The sequence below is a fragment of the Cytobacillus sp. FSL R7-0680 genome (assembly GCF_038009245.1).
In the GTDB taxonomy this organism is placed as follows: domain Bacteria; phylum Bacillota; class Bacilli; order Bacillales; family Cytobacillaceae; genus Cytobacillus; species Cytobacillus kochii.
The window spans coordinates 1,528,083-1,549,043 of record NZ_JBBPAO010000001.1; the positions used below are offsets into that span (position 1 = coordinate 1,528,083).

The window sequence follows — 20,961 nt, forward strand, 5'->3', positions numbered from 1 at the left end:
TTGTTGAAATATCATTCATCCACTATTCAAATTCAGTCGCATTCTCATCAGACGAAACTTTAATAGCTTAATAATCAAAGCCTATACTAAAAGGTTACCATTACACTTTTTGTAGGGAAATGGATACGTAAAGATGAATGGTTAAACAACATATCCCCCAGTAAAAATCACAGCCATCCGCCATTGGCTGTGATTTTTCATTGTTTAATGGTCTATTTTGAATTTGATTGTTTCTCCATCAACATCAAGATTTGTCATTTCTTCAACTTCTGCTAATGTAATGGTCTGGACAAGTAATGATTCTTGTACAAGCGCCGAAAACTTCTCTAACGCACTTAAAACCCTTTCATTGCCAAACATTGTTAGATGAATACGTAGTTCAACCGCTAACCCTTGCTTTTTTCGAGTGTTTTGCACTTCTCTAATTACTTCCCTCACTAACCCTTCCTGCAAAAGCTCTTCTGTTAATCCGATATCCAGTAGGACCGTACAATCTTTTCCTTCCGCAAATCTATATGGGTGTTTTGCTTTTTTCTCTACTAACACATCCTCATTTTCTAAAAAGAGCATTTCTCCATTTTTCTCTATGTTTAATATTCCATCCATCAGTAACCTATCTTTTTCATGGACCGTTAATCCTTTTATTACTTGCTCAATCATTTTTACTCTTTTACCGAATTTTTTGCCGGCAATTGCGTAATTAACTTTTAACTCAATCATCATGAATTTATTTACATATTTTTCATAAACAATGTCTTTTACATTTGTTTCATCTTTTATAATCTGTTCATAGGGTGACAAATTAACCTTTCCATTAACAGCACTTACGATTAATGTTTGAAGTGGCTGCTTTGTTTTGATATTAGCTGACATCCTGATCGATCTAGTGAGTTCAACAATTTGTCGAATAGCTTTCATTTCCGATTCTAATTGGATGTTAGTCTTCATTTTCTCTTGCTTAGGGTAGTCAGTTAGATGAACACTACTGCCGACTAATTGTAAGTGAATCTCATCGGTGACGAACGGCGTAAAGGGTGCAAATAATCGTGTTGATTGCTGAAGCACTTCGTAAAGAGTTGTATACGCTGCCCTTTTGTCGTGATCTAACCCTTCCTTCCAGAATCTTTGCCGTGATCGTCTTACATACCAATTACTCACATCATCCAAAAATTCTGCCAGTAATTTAGCACTTTTAAAAAAGTCATAACGCTCTAACCCTTCTCTTACCTCCGCAATCGTATGATGCAATCTTGAAAGTATCCATTGGTCAATGAGTGCAAATTCCTTGACTCGATGTTGCCTGAAGTCAAAGCCATCTATCTTTGCATACATATCATAGAAGGAAAAAACATTCCTCAACGTATCTACTATTTTTGATTTTGCTTGTTGAACGGTTTTTTTAGAAAATCGCTTATTATTCCAAGGGGCACTATCACTAAGAAGAGCCCATCTTAATGCATCTGCGCCAAACTCTTCAATCAACGATGTAGGATTTAGAGCATTCCCTTTGCTCTTAGACATTTTTTGTCCTTGTTCATCTAATATATGGCCAAGAGATAAGACATTTTTATACGGTGCAACACCTTTGTATAGGGTGGCTACGGCCAGTAAACTGTAGAACCATCCTCTCGTTTGATCTACTCCTTCTATTACAATATCTGCGGGAAATTGTTCTTTAAATGGCGTGGTCTGTTCGAAAGGATAATGATATTGGGCATATGGCATTGAACCACTATCAAACCATACATCAATGACCTCTTTCTCTCGCTTCATTTCACCACCACAAGAACATCTCAAATGAATACGGTCAACATAAGGTTTGTGCAGATCGATGCGATCATCTACTTTTTCAATCGCTCTTTCTTTTAATTGTGCAATGGACCCTGGGGCACTTTCTAATCCGCATGTTTGACAAGTCCATACATTTAACGGCGTTCCCCAAAAACGATTTCTTCCAATATTCCAATCAACAAGTTGGTCAAGAAAGTGACCGAATCGACCATTCTTCATATGCGTTGGGTACCACTCAACCATTTGATTATTGTCTATCATTTTTTCTTTAACATCAGTTGTTCGAATGAACCATCCTTCCATCGCATAATAAATCAGTGGATTGTCACACCTCCAGCAATACGGATAACTGTGCTCATACTTCCTCTTGCTATAAAGTAGATTTTGCTGTGCTAACATTTGAATGATTGTTACATCACTTTCTTTCACTCTCTTATTTGCTAGCGGGGCAACTTGTTGAACATACCTCCCTTTCTCATTCACGACTTGAAGAAAATCTAATCCATTTTCTTTTACAGCTTGGTAATCATCTTCACCATGTGCAGGGGCAATATGGACTAACCCAGTTCCTGAATCATCCTTTACGAAATCCGCAGCAATTACAATATGCCCCTTGTTGAGCGGAACAAATGAAAATGGTGCTACATACTTTATACCTATTAATTCTTCACCTCGTACAAACTCGATAACTTTGTAACCTTCTTTAAGTACAGTTGAAACCAAGCTTTCTGCAACAATCAATCGTTCATTATTTTGCTCGACTTTCACATAACGTAGCTTAGGGTTTACCGCTACAGCTACATTTCCTGGTAACGTCCAAGGGGTTGTTGTCCAACAAAGTAAGTATTCATTTTCAGCCACTTTAAATTTAACTGTTGCTGAAAGGTCATGCACATCTTTATATCCTTGTGCGACTTCATGCGAGCTTAGGGACGTTTCACAATGAGGACAATACGGGACAACTCGATGCCCTTTATATAAACGCCCACCTTGATGAATTACTGACAATATATGCCAAACTGATTCAATATACTCATTATCGAGAGTTATATAGGGGTTATCCATATCCACCCAATAGCCCAATAGCTCAGTAAACTGTCGCCATTCTTTTTCATATGTGAATACACTTTTCTTACACTCTGCGATAAATGCTTCTACACCAAATGCTTCAATATCCTCTTTGCTATGCAATTGTAATTTCTTTTGTACTTCAAGTTCTACAGGGAGCCCATGTGTGTCCCACCCTGCTTTTCTTAAAACTCGATGTCCCGTCATTGTTTTATAACGGGCAACAAAATCTTTTATCGTTCGACCAAGTGCATGACCAGCATGTGGCATACCATTTGCTGTTGGCGGGCCTTCATAAAAAACAAAGGATGGCGCCTCTTGCCTTTGCTGTATGGACTTTTGAAATATCCGTGTTTCTTTCCAATAATCAGAAATCTTCCTCTCCTTTTCCACATCTCGTTCTTTCATTTGTAAAGACCCCTTTCGATATCCATTCATATACGAAAAAAAACTCGATTCCTATACGTAGAATCGAGTTAAAATATCCCCTCTAAAAAACAAAAAAAACCAACTGTAGTGGTTTGTATTTGCTCTCACTACGTACCATCATACGCGTCCAGGTTATCGGTTGGATGCCGTCAAAGCTTAGTTTCACTTCAGCTTTGCTTCTCAGAGAGGATTTTCATTGTGGTCTTAACGTCAGCCTCTCAGCAAATGGCTAACTCTCTTTGGATAAGATGTGCACAACTACTCTTTCTCGTCAACGAATTGAATAGAATTTAATTAATATGAAAGTATCATATGTTAATAATTATGAATTGTCAATAGAAATAAATATTTTATCATTGCAGGATGAAGAGAAGTAACCTATTATAATAATTATTAATAAAAACATGTTAAATAGACAATAAAGCTTGCCTAGAATAAAGGAGATAACAAAATGACGATTCACACCGAGAAAGAGGGCATTTTCACGTCCGTTTGTTCACTTGATTGTCCGGACCAATGTGGTTTACTCATACATAAAAAAGAGGGGAAAATCATTAAAGTGGAAGGCGATCCTAACCATCCTGTAACGCAAGGGAATATTTGCAATAAAGTAAGAAATATGGCTGAACGGCTATATGGCCCGAAGAGATCAACTCACCCTCTCAAACGAACTGGTCCAAAAGGTAGTCTTCAATTTGAGGAGATCAGTTGGGATGACGCACTACAAATAATTACAGATAAATGGAAAGATTTAATTAAAACACAAGGTCCCGAAAGCATTCTTCCCTATAGCTTTTACGGTAATATGGGTAGAGTGGCTGCCGAAGGAATGGACCGCCGTTTCTTTTCCCGCTTAGGTGCCAGTAGACTAGAACAAACAGTTTGTCAAGCAGCAGGTAAAGAAGGTTACCGTTACACAATGGGTGGAGGCTTTGGCACTGATCCGGAAGAAACAAGTGAAGCCAAGCTCATCATCCTTTGGGGAATTAATGCTGTCAGTACAAATATGCATCAAGTTATCCTTGCCCGAAAAGCAAAAAAACATGGAGCAAAAATCATCGTGATTGATGTCCATAAAAATCAAACAGGCAAAATGGCTGATTGGTTTATTCCCATTAAACCAGGTACGGATAGTGCGCTTGCACTTGGGATGATGCATATCTTGTTCGCTGAGCATATGGTAGATGAGAAATTTCTTGAAACATATACCATTGGACATGAGCAATTACGAACACATGTAAAAAAATATACGCCAGAAGTAGTCTCGTCTATTACAGGGGTATCTGTAGATGATCTTTATCAATTAGCAAGAGAATATGGTCAGAGTACCCCTTCATTTATCCGGATTGGCAATGGCTTGCAACATCATGATAATGGTGGGATGAATGTACGTGCCATATCTTGCCTTCCTGCTCTAACAGGCCAATGGCTGCATAAAGGTGGTGGCGCACTAAAATCAAACTCTGGTTTTTTAGCTTTCAATACCGCGGCTATGCAGCGTCCCGATTTATTAGCAAATAAACAGACAAGATCGATTAATATGAATCTCATAGGCGAAGCTTTAGTACAAAAAGATAAACCTATCCGCTCCATGTACGTTTATGGTAGTAATCCGGCTGTTATTGCACCAAATAGTAATCTAGTGAAAAAAGGGCTTGAAAGAGAAGATTTATTTTTAGTTGTTCATGATTTATTCTTAACGGAAACAGCTCAATTTGCTGATATCATCTTGCCGTCTACATCATCATATGAGAATACAGATTTTTACACTTCTTATTGGCACCATTATATTCATTTGCATGAACCTGTAATAGAACCGTATGGTGAGTCACGGTCCAATCATCATGTTTTTCAACAGCTAGCACATTATATGGGATATACTGAAGATTTATTTAAGGATTCCGAAGAAGATTTAATCACATCCGCTTTAGAGAATACAAAGAATGAATATATGAAGGAAATTAATTTTGAGCGTCTAAAAGAAAATCGCTTTATGAAAGCAGACGTACGTCCATTACTTCCTGGCAAACTTAAGACACCAAGTGGAAAAATCGAACTTTATTCTGAATTAATGGAGAAGGACGGTTTAAATCCACTGCCGACCTACAATCCAATTGTAGAAGAAGGCGATGCGCCATTTTTATTCGTTCCAGCACCAAACCATAATTTTTTAAATAGTACTTTTTCAAATAATGACAAGCATATTAAATTAGAAAAACAACCAAAACTCCACTTGCATAACAAGGACGCACAAGCTTATCAAATTGAAGATGGAGATCTAGTAAAAATCTTTAATGATCGGGGAGAATGTGAGTTAACCGCTGCTGTCGGAGAAAACGTACTTCCTGGGGTTGTTGTTAGTCAAGGTCTTTGGGCTGATGAGCCAGGTAAGAAACAACTCGTTAATACCCTCACACCTGATAGAGTCGCTGATATGGGAGGCGGGGCGACTTTCTTTTCTGGCAGAGTGTATATTGAGAAAGTCATTAGTAATTAATCCTTTTGAGAAATTGGACAAATGTCAAAAATTACAGAATGGCTAGGACAAACTGTTATCATTGAACGTTTGTTCTAGTCTTTTTATGGTTCTTAAGGGAAGAAGACCAATGATTAGGTTTACTTCTTTAGATTAGTTTCCGTTTTGCATCAACTAAATTGGAAGGTGACCTATTGTTATTTATGTTTAGCTATTTACATCGCCCATGTCCGAAATTGCTCACCTGTTGCCTGTTTCTCCCCTTTTGCGCTAATCTCACATCTCATTAGTTTGGTAGCTATGCATTTACTTCTTCCAATCATACATTTTCCCAAAGAAAAGAGCCGAACAAATCCCTATTTAATAATGGAAATTTGTTCGGCACCTAACGTTTATTTTTTTTAGCCGAATCTGCCAGTCACATAATCTTCTGTACGGCTATCTTTTGGCATGGAGAAGATTTGATCGGTTTGTTCAAATTCAATGACTTCTCCGTTAAGGAAGAACGCTGTCTTATCGGATACACGAGCAGCTTGTTGCATATTATGAGTAACGATGACGATCGTATAATCTTTCTTCAAATGAGCAATAAGTTCTTCCACTTTAAGTGTTGAAATGGGGTCAAGTGCTGAAGTTGGCTCATCCATTAATATGACGTCTGGTTTCATGGCAATTGCTCTGGCAATACAAACACGTTGTTGTTGACCACCTGATAAACCAAGTGCCGAAGATTTCAAACGATCCTTTACTTCGTCCCAAATCGCCGCTCCACGTAAACTTTCTTCAACAATTTTATTCAATTCTTTTTTATTTTTAATCCCTTGCATTCTAGGCCCATAGGCTACATTATCATAGATGCTCATTGGAAATAGATTTGGCTTCTGGAAAACCATACCGACTTTTGTTCTAAGTTCAATAACGTCTTTTGATTGATATATATTATTGCCATTAATGTGGATATCTCCATTAATTCTCACACTATCAATTAAATCATTCATACGATTCAATGTTCTTAAAAAAGTCGATTTTCCACATCCAGAAGGACCAATTAATGCTGTTACCTCTTTTTCACGAATATCTAATGACACTTGATAAAGCGCTTGGTTATCACCGTAGAATAAATCTAAGTCTCTTACACTAATTTTCACTGAACGCTGATCATTTTGATTTTCAACATTTGCAGACTCTTTTACTTCTTTACGTTCTAGTGTTGTATTCATGAATAGAACACTCCTTTTTAATAGTCAGCTTTATTAAGCTTTTTAGAAATAAATGTTGCAGCAAAGTTTAGAGCAAGAATCATTACAATTAACACAATACCAATTGCTGCTGCTAATTCAATATCACCAGATTCTTGTGTAACAAGATACGAGTGAACCGTTAATGTTCTCGCTGAGGAGAAAATCCCTTCAGGCATTGCAGCTACTGTACCTGCTGTTAAAAAGATCGCTGCTGATTCACCAATGATACGTCCCATAGAGAGGATAATCCCTGATAAAATCCCGGGCATAGCGCTAGGTAAAATGACTTTATATAGTGTTTGTAACTTTGTTGAACCTAATGCAAGGGAACCTTCTCTATAACTAGCTGGTACTGTTTTTAAAGCTTCTTCTGTTGTACGGATGATCACTGGTAAAACAATAATTGTTAAGGTCAAGGATGCTGAAATAATAGACATCCCCATCGCCAATGTGGTAACAAAAAATACAGCACCGAATAATCCGTATATAATAGATGGAATACCCGTTAAACTCTCTGTTGCAAACCGGATCATTCGAACGAGCTTTCCTTGTTTCGCGTACTCCTGTAAATAAACTGCTGCTAAAATCCCAATTGGAGTGGCAATGACTAGCGATATCACAATTGTATAAATGGTAGTAATAATCATTGGCCAAATTCCACCGCCGCCGACAGGTGAATAGTCACCAAAGATAAAATCAAGATTAATTAATCCGATACCTTTATAAAAAATATAACCAACGATAATAAGTAGGATAGCTACAGTTAAGAAAGCGCCAAACCACAATAAGCCTAATAATAAATTATCTTTAAACTTTCTCACTTTACTTCCCACCTTTCGAACTTATTTTTGCTAATACGAAATTCAATATTAGAATGAATGAGAATAATACAATTCCTGTCGCAAATAACATTTCTTGATGTGTACCATAAGCGTAACCCATTTCAAGGGCAATATTCGTTGTAAGTGGTCTTACACTATCAGTTAAGCTTGTTGGTATAATCAAACTATTACCAGCAACAAGAATGACTGCCATCGTCTCTCCGATTGCTCGTCCTAGCCCTAATACAATGGCTGCCATAATACCTGATTTTGCTGCTGGAACAACGACTTTAAATATGGTTCCGATTGGCGAGGCACCTAATGCTAAGGAACCTTCTCTATACGTTTTCGGTACTGCCCTAATGGCTGTTTCAGCAACGGTTACAATTGTAGGTAACATCATGATCGCTAATACGAGAATAACCGCTATTAAACTTTGCCCTTTTACTAAGCCAAGATTATTTTGTAAGAAAGGAACAATAATCGCTAAGCCGAATACACCATATAATACAGATGGGATACCCGCTAACAATTGTACAGCTGGTGAAATAATTTTTGCAATTGGTTTCGGGGCTATTTCCGATAAAAAGATCGCCGTTAATAACCCAATTGGTACTCCAATGACAAGCGCCCCAATCGTTGCATAAATGGAAGCGACAATCATCGGAAAAATGCCGTACTTATCTTCACTCGGTACCCAATCAGACCCGAAGATAAAATCAATAAAACTATACCCGTCTGCAATGAATGGGTTTGATCCTTTAAAGAAGACGAATCCAATAATGAGAAATAAACTAAGCACAGAGATTAACGCACAGATTAAAAACAATTTCTCTGAAATGAACTCCATAATATATTTTAATCGATTTGATTTATTTGTTTGTTTTACTTCTGATGGATTTGGCAAAACACATACCTCCAAAGTCACTTGCTAATTGTTTGATGTAGCGTTATTCTTCTATAATTGGTATAGCCCCTGCTTCTGCAGCGATTTCCTGCCCAGCTTCACTTAAAATGAAGTCAATAAACGCTTGGCTTTCCTCTGATAAGTCTTTATGCACGAAAAGGAAAGGACGAGATAATGGATATTTCTCTTCAATTACATTTTTAGCGGTTGGTTCTACCCCATTAATATTAATCGTTGAAATTGTATCATCTATATATTCAAAAGAGATAAACCCAATAGCATGTTCATTTGTTGCAACTGTCGTTTTTATATTTCCGTTTCCACTAGCGATAATTGAGCTCCGTACTAACTCACCAGAAGAGTAGTCAACAATTTCCTGAAAAGCATCTCTCGAACCTGACCCGTCTTCACGTGAAACGACAACAATCTCCATATCTTTACCGCCTACCTCTTTCCAGTTTGTTATTTCACCAGTAAAGATCTTTTTCACTTCATCCATTGTTAAATCTTTTACTTTATTGTTTGCGTGTGTAACGACTACAATTCCGTCAAAAGCAATGATTGTAGGTGATACTTCTTCTTCTTCTCCTGACTCTAAGTTACGAGAAGACATGCCAATTTCGGAAACTCCATTTATTGCATTTGTAATTCCTGCTGAGGAACCAATTTGATTGATTTCAATGTTCACATCTGCATTTTCCATATATTTAGCAGCTAGCTTTTCTGCTAGCGGACCAACTGACGTAGAACCAGAAATGGATATCGTGCTTCCGTTACCTGTACTAGCTTGTCCCTCTCCTTCTTCTTCACCACCATTGCATGCAGTCAAAATTAAAGTAAGTGACAAAAGTAACAAAATACTCTTCCATTTTCGAAGTTTTAACATAGAAAAACCTCCACTTTAGATTGCTTTTAGCTATTTTGTTTGTGTTAATCCCAATATAACGAATCATATTTAATTCTCTATTAACCTTTTGTAAAGCCTTTGTAAATTTCATCAATATACCCATAAATTTATGGAGAAATTGTAAAAATCAACCTAATAATATTATTAATTTTTCAAACTTTCATTTTTTAGAATACGTTTATTATCTCTCCATTATATGATTTAAAAACATTTAAAGAAAAATACGCGGAAGTATGGGCTTTTTTATGTAGGTTGTGGTACGATGATTGCTAGAATAGGAAGTGATTATTGATGATTAATATTGAAATACCTCATCCAGACTTAGTTATCACTAAAAAGAAGCCTGGCGGGGAACAAGGAACAACGGCCATCAGCCATTTATATGGTTTTACGGACTTTACAAAGATTCCAAGAGATAGAGGTGGAATGATTTTATTCTTTGACAAAAAAGAGAACCTTCTTTTTGTTGGGAAAGCACGTAAACTAAGACAACGTGTAAAAAAACATTTCGACGACCAAGTGTCTCCCATTAAAAATCACCGTGAACAAGTGTCTAAAATTGCATGTATGTATGTTGATGATCCTGTTGAGCGTGAAATATACGAAACCTACATTATTAATAAGTTAAAAGCAAAATATAATACTGAAAAAGTTTTCTTTTCAAGCTAATTTTATTTTAGTTATGGGATGAAGGAGAAACCTCCTTCATCCTTTTTTTATAAAATGATTTTTCTCTCCGAAAGACTCAATTAAATTCCTGACTTTATGGTTTCCTAACAACAAAAAAAAGACTCCCAAACTGTAAAATTCTTACTAGTCGGAAGTCTTATTATTTTGGTTCTTTTTAAAGCGGTACGCTAAATAGGCAATGTATAATGGAGTGGCAATATAAATTAAATAAGGATAGGAACCATATGTCCCTTTATAAAGAACAAAAAGCATACAGCCTAAAAAGATTGTCACAATTGTCCCGTACTTTGGTAATGGGATATCTTTTAAACTCGGAATACGAATACGACTGACCATTAAAAAACAAAGCGCGGTAAATACAACTGTCGTAATAATACTGGGCACCCAGTGACCAAACAATGTTAAAATAGCTAAAATACCACCAGCGGCAGTAATCGGAACACCGATAAAATAATGCATGGACTGCTTACTAGTACCAATATTGAATCGTGCTAAGCGATATGCACCGAATAGCGGGAATAACCCAGAAACTAATAATCCAATAGAACCAAATTGGTAAAAGTATGTATAATATACGAGAAATGACGGTGCAACCCCAAAAGTTACAACATCCGCTAATGAATCTAATTCTTTGCCTAGCGTACTATCTGCTTTTAACATTCTCGCTGCACGACCATCCATACTATCAAGCATCATACCGATAATAATCAATATCGCCGCATTATTATATTGGCCATGAGCAGCAAATCCAATAGACAAAAATCCACAATATAAATTGCCTAAAGTAAGCATATTTGGTATCATCTTAATAAATTTCACTTACAATCATCACTCACTTTTTTGTGATCTACGTTGCAAAAATAAACCTTCATTTAAACACAAATCACTTTTTAAGGTTTATCTATTATAACACTATATTCTAAGTTGTTACTATATATGTTTGACGATTATTAAGTTCTTTTGTCCCTATTTCTTTTTTTGAGGATTTCTCAAGTCAGAATATTGTTGAATACAAGACCAGTTATCATCATAAACGAAACTCCCTCTTTGTTGATGATAATTACTTTTGGGTACTTCATCGATTTCTAACACAGGTGTTAAGCAACAATCGACTTGCTCGCTAACACCTATCCAATCAGTAAATGATCGCTCCTTAAAAACTGCACAAACTTGTTTATAAACAGGATCACTTACCTTCATCATATGACATGCTATCCATTCGGGATGTTCAACAGCTAAACAAAAAGATTGCCAGAACTTCTTCTCTAATGCGCCTAATGCCATATAGCGACCATCACTTGTTTCGTATAAACAATAGTTAACAATGGTCCCTGCTAAAACCTCTACACCTTGTTTCATTTCTGTCACTTGATGAACGAGATGGTGGTTACCCATCAAAGCCGTCATTGTATCTGCCATACTTACTTGATGGTAGCTACCCTTTGCATTTATCCCTCTTTGAACAAGACCTGCTAAAACTCTTTCGCTTGCCACAATCCCTCCGACTAAATCAGCTATTTGTTGAGAAGGATGAATGGGACGTCCCTTATCATCCTTCCATTGTGCTAACATCCCGCTAATGGCCATATAATTCAGGTCATGACTTCCAAAGGTAGAATAAAAAGTATTTTCACCATACCCAACCAATGAACAATAGACAATTGTGGGATGGTATGTTTGGATCGTTTCATAGTCTAATGTTAAACGCTTCATCACACCCGGTCGAAAACTTTCAATGATTACGTCTGCTTCTAGTATTAGTTCCTTCACCTTATTTAAATCCGTTGTATCTTTTAAATTGAGGAAATGACTGTTTTTACCGCGATTATTACTCGTAAATATGACACCTTGGCCTTTGCCCATCGGCTCTAAATGTCGTGCAGGATCACCATTCGGTCCTTCTATTTTAATTACTTCTGCTCCAAGTTCTGCCAATCTAAGCGTGGCAAAAGGACCTGGTAAATAGTTTGTAAAATCAATTATTTTCACACCTGTTAACATATATTATCCCTTTCATTTACTGGCGGTTATTTTTGCAATAGTTCCTGATTTCTTAATACAAATTTTTGGATTTTCCCACTAGCATTCCTCGGTAGACTGTCCACAAATTCATATCTTCTTGGTCTTTTATAATTTGCAAGGCTTTCACTTTGCTTACAAAATGCATCTAAAATTTCAGCAGTAATATTCTCCTCTTTTTTGACAACGTAAGCAATAACAACTTCTCCCCAATGCTCATCTGGTACACCTAATACAGCTACATCTAACACGGAAGGATGTGCATGGATAACATCTTCTACTTCCCGTGGATAAATATTCTCTCCCCCTGAAATCACCATATCATCAACACGGTCTTTCACATAAAGAAAGCCTTCATCATCGAGATAGCCCATATCTCCTGAGTGATACCAGCTGTTATGGAGTGCCTTTTTAGTTGCTTCCTCTCTTTTATAATAACCTTGCATCATACTTGGTCCTCTCACAATGATCTCACCTACTGTACCAGTTGGAACGACTTGATCATCATATGAATGACCATCATCATTAGGTGTAACAATTCTTATCTCATGGTTCAAGCAAGCTTGCCCCGCCGAGCCTGCTTTACGAATCTGGTCTTCATCACTAAGGAACGTAATTGCTGGTCCCATTTCAGTCATCCCATATGCTTGAGTTAACTTAACACCCAATTTCTCCCGACAAGCAAATACGAGACTAGGGGCCATTGGAGCTGCACCATATAAACCTTTTTCTAATGTTGAAAGATTATACGCCTGTAAATCTTCTTGAAGCATCATATTCCACATTGTTGGTGCTGCAAAGAAAGCGGTAATTTTTTCTGAATCAATCAGTGATAATGCTTTTTTTGCATCAAACTGGTGGAGAATGGTACTCTTCGCTCCAATATGAACTCTTGGTAAAAAAGCACAATGTAACTCTGCACAATGAAACATAGGCGCAGCAACTAAACCATTATCATTCTGATGATAATTTAGTGCATGGATAACAATCAGACTTTGTTCTGTCATATCTTTATGGCGATGCAGCACGCCTTTTGGTCTCCCAGTTGTCCCACTCGTATACATAATCGCATATAGATCATCAGATGATAGTTTCACTTCTACGTTCTCTCTATTAACAGCTGTGATTTGCTCATGATAACTTTTGGCAAAAGGAGGATGGTTGCCATCAATTGACCAAAATTGAACTGTGGGGAAACTATTGGCCACTTTTTCAACAGCTGTCTGTAGAGTTTCTTCAAAAATAAACACCTTTGGTTCAGCATCAGAAATAATAAATGACAATTCTTCTGACATCAGCCGGAAATTAATAGGATTAAATACTGCACCTATTTTTGCACAGGCAAAAAACGTCGTTGCTAATTCTTCTGTATTATATAAATAGGTAGAAACTCGGTCTCCTTTTTTTACTCCTGCTACATGTAACGCCTGTGCTAATCTATTGACTTCGTCTGCCCACTCACGATAAGTAAACCTCAAATCTTTTCTGACATCATATAGCGCCTCCTTCTCTGGAAACTTACTTACCGTTAAATCAAAGATTTCTGCAATCGTCATTGTCATCTATTATTCCTCCCTTTTTTATTAAAAGATTTTTTCTATAATTGTTGCGTTTGCCATACCCATACCTTCACACATTGTTTGTAACCCATATCTACCTTCTGTACGGTCTAATTCACTCATCATCGTTAATAATAAGCGAGCTCCACTTGCACCCAGTGGATGGCCTAAGGCAATAGCACCTCCATTTGGATTCAGTTTATTCGCATTTGCTCCTGTTTCTTTCAACCACGCTAATGGCACAGAAGCAAAGGCCTCATTCACTTCAAATACATCCATATCTGCCAAGGTTAATCCAGACTTGTGCAATGCTTTTTCAGTTGCAGCTATCGGACCTGTAAGCATCAAGGTAGGGTCTGACCCAATAACGACGCGGGTAATTATCTTAAATCTTGGTTTCAATCCTAATTCACGTGCTTTCTCACCTGACATAATGAGCAAAGCACCTGCTCCATCACTTATTTGACTTGCATTTCCAGCATGTATGATGCCATTCTCTTTAAATGAAGGTTTCAATCCGCCTAACTTCTCTATACTCGTTCCTTTTCTTGGCCCCTCATCTTGATCAAAATTGAATGTTGCCCCACTATCGTCAACTAACTCCAGTGGCATAATTTCATTTTTAAAGCGATTTTCTGCTTGAGCAAGTAGTGCCTTTTCTTGACTGTGATATGCATACTCATCTAGTTGAGCACGAGTGAACTGATATTTTTCTGCTATTCTTTCCGCCGATAACCCTTGATGGATAATCTCATATTGCTTTGTCAATTGCTCACTCGGTTTTACACCCTGATAACTTGAACCAATTGGTATTCTCGACATACTTTCAACGCCACCGGCAATAACGATATCCATATCACCTGATGAAATCGCCTGGGCGGCAAAATGAACCGCCTGTTGACTCGACCCACATTGTCGGTCAATCGTTGTTCCTGGTACTGTAATTGGCAATCCAGAGATAAGAGCCGCCACACGAGCAATATCTCCTGTTTGTTCACCTATTTGTGATACACATCCTAAAATAACATCATCTACTAGTGTTGGATTTAACCCTGTTTTTTCTACTAAACTTTTAATGACTGCACCAGCTAAGTCATCAGGACGTGTATTTCTTAAAGAACCGTTCCTTTTTCCGACTGCACTTCTTATCCCATCAATAATAACTACTTCGCGCAAAAGAAATCCTCCCCTATAATCCTAAGTTTTTAGCAATAATTGATTTCATCATTTCATTGGTTCCTGCGTAAATACTGGCAACAGGTATGTCTCTATACCTTCTTGCTATTTCATATTCTTCCATATAGCCGTATCCACCATGAAGTTGCATGCATTCTGTCGCCATTCTTCTCGCATTCTCTGTGCATTTCCATTTAGCCATTGAAACTTGAGTGACAATATCCTTTTGTTTCATATGGTCATAAATTAACTTTTGAAGAAAGGCACGGCTCATCTCTACATCTGTTACCATCTCTGCCATTTTAAACTGCGTATTTTGAAAAGAGCTAATAGCCTTTCCAAACGCTTTTCTTTCTTTGATGAAAGCCATTGTCATTCTAATCATTTCTTCGGCAGCAATTTGGGCAGCAATAGCAACAATTAACCGTTCTTGTTGAAGCTTTTCCATTAAATAGTAGAACCCTTTACCCTCCTCACCGAGTAGATTTTCACTAGATACGACACAATCATCAAATATAAGCTCTGCTGTATCCTGACAATGTAAGCCAACCTTGTTTAGTTGCCTTCCTCTTGTAAACCCTTTCATTCCTTTCTCTACTATAACTAAGCTGATTCCTCTATATGGAGGGGTCACCTTCGTATCTGTTTTTACTGCCACAATAACCAAATCTGCATTCATTCCATTTGTAATAAAGGTTTTTTCACCATTCAGTACATAATGGTCATCAACTTTTATAGCTGTCGTCCTAATCGATGCCAAATCAGAACCTGCGCCCGGCTCAGTCATGGCAATCGCCGAAATGAATTCGCCTGTCGCACACTTTGGTAACCATCGCTTCTTTTGTTCTTCTGTACCATATGTTGTGATATAAGGGATAACAATATCATTATGAAGGCCGATACCAATCGTTCCGGATCCGACCCTTTCTAATTCTTCATTTATAACGACAGAATAGCCAAAATCAACACCACTTCCACCATATTCCTCGTCGATGTTTGGGCATAAGAAGCCTTGCTCACCCATTTTCCTCCAGAAAGCTCTAGGAATCATACCATCTTTTTCCCATTGTGAATAATAGGGATAAGCTTCTTTATCTAAAAATTTCCGTAAAGACTTTCTAAAGAGTTCATGCTCTTCTGTTATATATGTATCATTCATATTTACCTTTCCTCCTTTACTATATTTTATTATATTTTTCTTATTTTTTCGAATATTATTAATATAAATCCCGCACATAAGCAATATGTAATTATGAAATGGATTTCGTGAAGTTGATTTCGACAGATAATATCCGTTTATTGGAAATAACATCATAAAGCTACTAACGTTTGTTGCATGATTATTTTTTTTTGATATGATTACTGTATGAACGTAGGGAAGGACCTGGCATAAAATGAATGATCAAACTGTTTTTGAACTTATTCATGCGATGGAACAAGTAACCAACCGCATGATTATTAAATGGAATCAATCTTTTAATGAGGGATTAGGTATTTCTCATATTCTTCTGCTTAGTCATTTAAAGCGCGATGGAAAAATGAAACCTATCGATCTGGCAGAAAGCCTTGGTATCGCACCATCTTCTATTTCGCATCTTATTCAGAAGTTATCCAAACGGTATTATATTAAACGAATACCTGATTTAAATGATAAAAGGATTTCATATTTAGAAATCACTGATGAAGGCTTAGAAGTATTAAAAAAGGCAGCTGAAGACGGACATCAACTGCAAAAAAATACATTTGCACAGCTCACAAATGAAGAAATAAAACAACTATTAGCAATCTATCAAAAGTTAAATCTTACCCTCGATCAAATGTGAGCTACGTTTTCATCGCTCGTATCACTCGGTAGCCTAGATGGTTACTTAATTGTAAGTTAAGTTGGTAATGATCAATTAACACTTGTGATAAATCTTCTTTTAATAACTTAATATGTTGATGGGAACTATCGTCTCCCATCTTCACTCCTTCTGCAATCATCTCTGCAATCGTACTTGCCTTTAAAACCTCGACCTTTTTAAAGCCGGCAGTGTCTAAAGCCTTCGTCCAATCTTTTTCACTTAACAGTTTTTCTAATTGATAAAAAGCCTTCATTTCTTCTTCCATTTCACTAGTCATTGATGATTCTTTTGTCATCTCTATTAAATAGAGTCTCCCTTTGTCTTTTAATACACGTGCAAATTCCTTTAAAGTATTCGCCACGTTAGTAAAGGCGATAACAGATTCAGATAGGATCAGATCAAATTGTTGATCAGAAAAAGATAACTTCTCCACATTACCTACCGATACGTGAAAGGGTTTTGCTAACAAGCTCGCCTTTCTTCTTGCGGCCTGTACCATTTCTGCATGTTTGTCTATTGCTTCTATTCTCGCACCATATAAATCACTTAAAAGATAAGATGTACTTCCTGTTCCACAGCCTGAATCGAGAATAGTCGTTTCTGTTGTAATAGGCTCATTAATTAGTAACTCGCTCGTAAGTTGCTTCCCTCCAGGGTGAGCAAATGGGACCTGAAAATAGGCTAAAGCATCTTCATAAGAATATTTCATTGTTCCCCTCCTTGTATACTATCTATATTATTCTAACTTTCTAGTTGTTGACACTGGATAAAAACTCCGCTCTTCATATAGGACATGCACCTATTCAAAAAAGAAAGGTGGACATACCATAAGGAGAGAAAGCATTTTTATTTCCCGGAGGTGTTATTTTAATGAGTGGTTATTATCATCGCTGTTATAACGGAATAGGAAAGCCTGTAGAAATCAAAATGAATGATGGTAGGATTCATCGTGGAATTATTGAAAGAGTATCTAACGACAGAGTGTATTTACGTCCAATGAACAAAAATTATGGTGGTTACGGTTATGCAGGCGGATACCGCAGAGGTGGTTGCGGTCGTGGTGGTTGCGGTCGCGGCGGTTGGGGCTGGGGATTCGGCGCAGGGATTGCTTTAGGTGCTATTGCTGCCTTAGTCTTTCTTCCTTTATTTTTCTGGTAATTCCAACAAAAAAGTAACCGCTAAATATAGTGCGGTTACTTTTTTTGTTATTACTTTGAAATTGTTTGATTATATTGATGCAACGTATTAAGCCTTTTATTGTTCGTGGCTATAATATAAAATGCAGCCAAAATGATAAGAACAGCAATCAGTGTGCCGAGGTTAAATAAGCCTTTACTTGAATACCATACAATAGAGTACCCTATAGCACCTGCAAATAAAGCGTAATAAACAAATGGCAAAAGTGTTTTACGAATAACTTCTCCCTCTTTACCGACGAGTCCTACTACTGCAGAAGCAGCAACAACATTATGGACACAGATCATGTTACCCGCTGCTCCACCAACTGCTTGTAAAGCTACAATCCAGCTCGGATTTACCCCGATTTGGCTACCGACATCATACTGGAAAAGGGAAAACATCATATTACTAACCGTATTACTACCAGCGATAAATGCACCAATCCCACCAATAAAGGTAGCAAAGAATGGCCAGAATTCTCCAGCTAATGCCGCTGCCCCATTTGCTAATTCGATTGGCATTTGTTCATAACCGGCGGCTCCACCACCAGTATTGATGAATACTTGAACCATTGGAACGGTGAACACAAGTGCAACTGATGCTGCAGCTGTTGTTTTTGCCGAACTACTCCATGCTTTTTTATAGGAGCTAAAATTCATTCCATGGATGAAAAATGTAATAATTGATACTAAAATAAGAACTGTTCCAGGTGAATAAAGAATCTCAAAGCTTGCAGTAATACTTGAGCCGAATATATTTTCCAATTTAATAACAATAGATTGTAACCACTCTTTTAAAGGAAGCGTTTTCAATCTAGTTAAAACTAAAAAGACTCCCACTAGGATATACGGTGACCATGCTTTTAGTAACCCCATTTTTTTCCCATTGTTATTTAGTTGTACTTCGATTCTACCTGTCCACTCAGGATCCCATTTTGATTTCTCTTCAAAGTCCCACGTTTCATCTTTTGGAAGGAGAAAACCTTTTCTAGCTGCAAGTACAACTATCAGTAAACCAACTAGTCCCCCTGTCATAGATGGGAATTCTGGTCCAAGTGTATTTGCAACAATAACGTATGGAATCGTCATTGCAAAAGCTGCAAACAGCGCAAATTTCCATACTTTAATTCCTTCTGCAAAAGATTTATTTTTACCAAAAAAGCGAGTCATTAAAGCAACAACAAATAATGGAATAAAGGTACCGGCGATCATATGCAAGATTGCGGCATGACCACCAATCGTTGTTACAACATTTAAGAGATTGTCAGTTATACTTTGGTTAGCAGATAAACCTGTTTGTACACCTACTAATACAGGTGTACCCACAGCTCCAAAAGTAACTGGTGTACTTTGTATGACCATGCCAGCCACAACAGCTGCCATTGCAGGAAATCCTAAACCAACCATTAACGGAACTGCTACCGCAGCAGGTGTACCAAAACCTGATGCCCCTTCAATAAATGAGCCAAAGAGCCAAGCAATAATAATCACTTGAATTCTTCGATCTGGCGAAATATCTATGAAGCCTTGGCGAATGGTTCTCATGGCTCCACTTTCTTGTACAGTATTTAATAATAATATTGCACCAAAAATAATATATAACAGTGTAATGGCCACAACTAAACCATTTACACTTGCTGCAGCTACAGTATTGAATGGAACCTTCCATACAAATAATGCTAATGCGGCAGCAATTAGAAAGGAAATCGGCATTGCTTTACTTGCCGGCCATTTAAGTCCTACAAGAAAAATGGCAACAGCAATAATCGGTAATAATGAAATAACTGCTAAAACGCCTGTACTCACACACACTCCCCCTTATTATCTTTGTTGTTATATAACTAAAATATTTTGTTATACAACAAATATTATATATATTAATTATACTAATTTATTATGCAATTACAACAATATTTTGAAAATTATAAATTGATATTTTTTATTTATAATTAAAGTTTTTAAGAAGTAGAATGATTGATCAACAGATGAGGTAATAACAAGTGTTATTCGTCTAAAAAAGTAAAAACGCTCCCTTTTTTATAAGGGAGCGTTTTTACTAATTGAAAGATGACTATTCATCTAAATACCCTAACCGTATAGAAACACTCTTTCCAATATCAACCATAAAGGGAGCGAGTTCCTGCAAACGCTCTTGTGACATTCTTATTAATGGACCGGATACACTGATCGCAGCACATACATTGTTTTGATAGTCAAATATTGGAACAGCAATACACACAATTCCGTTTTCATTTTCCTCTAAGTCAAGAGCAAAACCTTTTGTCTTAATCATCTTTAAATTTTCTAACAATGCCATTTCATCTGTAATTGTATGCTCTGTATGAGGTTTCAACCCTTTTCTCTGTATAATATCTTTGACTACTTGTACTGGTTGATGTGCTAATATCGCTTTACCAACAGATGTACAATGCATAGGCGCACGTTTGCCAACAGATGAGTGCATTCTCAATGCTTCATTCCCATCGAGTTTTTCGATATAAACTACCTCGTCATTATCTGGTACCACTAGATGAATGACTTCATTCGTCTTTTGCTCCAAATCCTGTAAATAAAGCTTCGCTTCTGAGCGGATATCTATTGAATCAAGCAATCTAGTACTAATATTTAATATTTTGTAACCTACTTTATATTTGCCTGAATCTTTTACTTGCTCGATATAACCATACTTCACAAGAGTTGATAATATGCGGTGTACGGAGCTTTTATTGATATCCATTTCATTTGCAATTTCAGTCACACCCATACCGTACTTTCTTAAACTGATCATATCAATAATATCAAGCGCTCTACTTACCGATTTCACCATATTATCTCTTTCCATACCTTCACCTCAA

Annotated in this window: 17 protein-coding genes; 4 read left to right on the plus strand and 13 right to left on the minus strand. The window is 37.1% G+C overall.

What is annotated here, in order from left to right; genetic code table 11:
• Positions 1–204: 204 nt before the first annotated feature.
• The gene (gene ileS / locus MKY26_RS07590) at positions 205–3,267 is read right to left on the minus strand and encodes an isoleucine--tRNA ligase (protein ID WP_341094694.1); all 3,063 of its coding nucleotides are present in this window, start codon (positions 3,265–3,267) and stop codon (positions 205–207) included.
• 472 nt (positions 3,268–3,739) lie between these two features.
• Here ileS and MKY26_RS07595 point away from each other — a divergent pair, with 472 nt between their 5' ends.
• Positions 3,740–5,785, plus strand: a complete 2,046-nt coding sequence (locus MKY26_RS07595; protein ID WP_341094698.1) for a molybdopterin-containing oxidoreductase family protein — start codon at positions 3,740–3,742, stop codon at positions 5,783–5,785.
• A gap of 380 nt (positions 5,786–6,165) precedes the next feature.
• On the opposite strand, the gene pstB is transcribed toward MKY26_RS07595, so the two are convergent.
• From pstB to MKY26_RS07615, 4 genes are read right to left on the minus strand one after another with little or no spacing between them, the layout of a single operon-like run.
• On the minus strand, positions 6,166–6,984 hold the full coding sequence (gene pstB / locus MKY26_RS07600) for a phosphate ABC transporter ATP-binding protein PstB (protein ID WP_095373024.1): 819 nt from the start codon (positions 6,982–6,984) through the stop codon (positions 6,166–6,168).
• 17 nt (positions 6,985–7,001) lie between these two features.
• On the minus strand, positions 7,002–7,826 hold the full coding sequence (gene pstA / locus MKY26_RS07605; protein ID WP_095373023.1) for a phosphate ABC transporter permease PstA: 825 nt from the start codon (positions 7,824–7,826) through the stop codon (positions 7,002–7,004).
• A gap of 1 nt (position 7,827) precedes the next feature.
• Positions 7,828–8,733 (minus strand): phosphate ABC transporter permease subunit PstC, encoded by a 906-nt coding sequence (pstC, locus tag MKY26_RS07610; protein ID WP_233435231.1) that lies wholly within the window; start codon positions 8,731–8,733, stop codon positions 7,828–7,830.
• Between the two features lie 43 nt (positions 8,734–8,776).
• Positions 8,777–9,619, minus strand: a complete 843-nt coding sequence (locus MKY26_RS07615; protein ID WP_328197906.1) for a phosphate ABC transporter substrate-binding protein — start codon at positions 9,617–9,619, stop codon at positions 8,777–8,779.
• 312 nt (positions 9,620–9,931) lie between these two features.
• Between MKY26_RS07615 and MKY26_RS07620 the strand changes: the two genes are divergently transcribed.
• On the plus strand, positions 9,932–10,309 hold the full coding sequence (locus MKY26_RS07620; protein ID WP_095373021.1) for a nucleotide excision repair endonuclease: 378 nt from the start codon (positions 9,932–9,934) through the stop codon (positions 10,307–10,309).
• A 144-nt stretch (positions 10,310–10,453) separates the two neighbouring features.
• Here the strand turns inward: MKY26_RS07620 and pssA are convergent, their stop codons facing one another.
• From pssA to MKY26_RS07645, 5 genes are all read right to left on the minus strand, one after another.
• Positions 10,454–11,149, minus strand: coding sequence for a CDP-diacylglycerol--serine O-phosphatidyltransferase (pssA, locus tag MKY26_RS07625; protein WP_095373020.1), 696 nt, complete (start codon positions 11,147–11,149; stop codon positions 10,454–10,456).
• A 147-nt stretch (positions 11,150–11,296) separates the two neighbouring features.
• Positions 11,297–12,331: a CaiB/BaiF CoA transferase family protein gene (locus tag MKY26_RS07630; protein ID WP_095373019.1), complete on the minus strand. Its 1,035-nt coding sequence runs from the start codon at positions 12,329–12,331 to the stop codon at positions 11,297–11,299.
• A 26-nt stretch (positions 12,332–12,357) separates the two neighbouring features.
• Positions 12,358–13,911 carry a fatty acid--CoA ligase gene (locus MKY26_RS07635; RefSeq protein WP_341094742.1) on the minus strand — a complete coding sequence of 518 codons (1,554 nt, stop codon included), beginning with the start codon at positions 13,909–13,911 and terminating at the stop codon, positions 12,358–12,360.
• A 21-nt stretch (positions 13,912–13,932) separates the two neighbouring features.
• Positions 13,933–15,084 (minus strand): thiolase family protein, encoded by a 1,152-nt coding sequence (locus tag MKY26_RS07640; protein WP_095373017.1) that lies wholly within the window; start codon positions 15,082–15,084, stop codon positions 13,933–13,935.
• Positions 15,085–15,097: 13 nt separating this feature from the next.
• Complete coding sequence (locus tag MKY26_RS07645; protein ID WP_341094758.1) at positions 15,098–16,243, minus strand: acyl-CoA dehydrogenase family protein; 1,146 nt, start codon at positions 16,241–16,243, stop codon at positions 15,098–15,100.
• A gap of 235 nt (positions 16,244–16,478) precedes the next feature.
• Here MKY26_RS07645 and MKY26_RS07650 point away from each other — a divergent pair, with 235 nt between their 5' ends.
• Positions 16,479–16,907, plus strand: coding sequence for a MarR family winged helix-turn-helix transcriptional regulator (locus tag MKY26_RS07650; RefSeq protein ID WP_095373015.1), 429 nt, complete (start codon positions 16,479–16,481; stop codon positions 16,905–16,907).
• A 1-nt stretch (position 16,908) separates the two neighbouring features.
• On the opposite strand, the gene MKY26_RS07655 is transcribed toward MKY26_RS07650, so the two are convergent.
• A complete protein-coding gene (locus MKY26_RS07655) occupies positions 16,909–17,637 on the minus strand; it encodes a class I SAM-dependent methyltransferase (protein ID WP_341094772.1) in 729 nt (242 codons plus the stop codon).
• 161 nt (positions 17,638–17,798) lie between these two features.
• On the opposite strand from MKY26_RS07655, the gene MKY26_RS07660 reads away from it, so the two are divergent.
• On the plus strand, positions 17,799–18,086 hold the full coding sequence (locus MKY26_RS07660) for a hypothetical protein (RefSeq protein ID WP_095373013.1): 288 nt from the start codon (positions 17,799–17,801) through the stop codon (positions 18,084–18,086).
• 50 nt (positions 18,087–18,136) lie between these two features.
• Here the strand turns inward: MKY26_RS07660 and MKY26_RS07665 are convergent, their stop codons facing one another.
• Together MKY26_RS07665 and MKY26_RS07670 are read right to left on the minus strand one after the other, a co-directional pair.
• Entirely contained in the window at positions 18,137–19,912 is a 1,776-nt protein-coding gene (locus MKY26_RS07665; protein ID WP_095373012.1) for an L-lactate permease, read from the minus strand.
• A 265-nt stretch (positions 19,913–20,177) separates the two neighbouring features.
• Positions 20,178–20,948: an IclR family transcriptional regulator gene (locus tag MKY26_RS07670; RefSeq protein ID WP_095373011.1), complete on the minus strand. Its 771-nt coding sequence runs from the start codon at positions 20,946–20,948 to the stop codon at positions 20,178–20,180.
• Between the last annotated feature and the right edge of the window lie 13 nt (positions 20,949–20,961).

Bases quoted from the DNA above. Each gene is read 5' to 3' on its own strand.
- ileS (WP_341094694.1), bottom strand. From the start codon at position 3,267: ATGAAAGAACGAGATGTGGAAAAGGAGAGGAAGATTTCTGATTATTGG.
- MKY26_RS07595 (WP_341094698.1), top strand. From the start codon at position 3,740: ATGACGATTCACACCGAGAAAGAGGGCATTTTCACGTCCGTTTGTTCA.
- pstB (WP_095373024.1), bottom strand. From the start codon at position 6,984: ATGAATACAACACTAGAACGTAAAGAAGTAAAAGAGTCTGCAAATGTT.
- MKY26_RS07615 (WP_328197906.1), bottom strand. From the start codon at position 9,619: ATGTTAAAACTTCGAAAATGGAAGAGTATTTTGTTACTTTTGTCACTT.
- MKY26_RS07620 (WP_095373021.1), top strand. From the start codon at position 9,932: ATGATTAATATTGAAATACCTCATCCAGACTTAGTTATCACTAAAAAG.
- MKY26_RS07630 (WP_095373019.1), bottom strand. From the start codon at position 12,331: ATGTTAACAGGTGTGAAAATAATTGATTTTACAAACTATTTACCAGGT.
- MKY26_RS07635 (WP_341094742.1), bottom strand. From the start codon at position 13,911: ATGACAATGACGATTGCAGAAATCTTTGATTTAACGGTAAGTAAGTTT.
- MKY26_RS07645 (WP_341094758.1), bottom strand. From the start codon at position 16,243: ATGAATGATACATATATAACAGAAGAGCATGAACTCTTTAGAAAGTCT.
- MKY26_RS07650 (WP_095373015.1), top strand. From the start codon at position 16,479: ATGAATGATCAAACTGTTTTTGAACTTATTCATGCGATGGAACAAGTA.
- MKY26_RS07655 (WP_341094772.1), bottom strand. From the start codon at position 17,637: ATGAAATATTCTTATGAAGATGCTTTAGCCTATTTTCAGGTCCCATTT.
- MKY26_RS07660 (WP_095373013.1), top strand. From the start codon at position 17,799: ATGAGTGGTTATTATCATCGCTGTTATAACGGAATAGGAAAGCCTGTA.
- MKY26_RS07670 (WP_095373011.1), bottom strand. From the start codon at position 20,948: ATGGAAAGAGATAATATGGTGAAATCGGTAAGTAGAGCGCTTGATATT.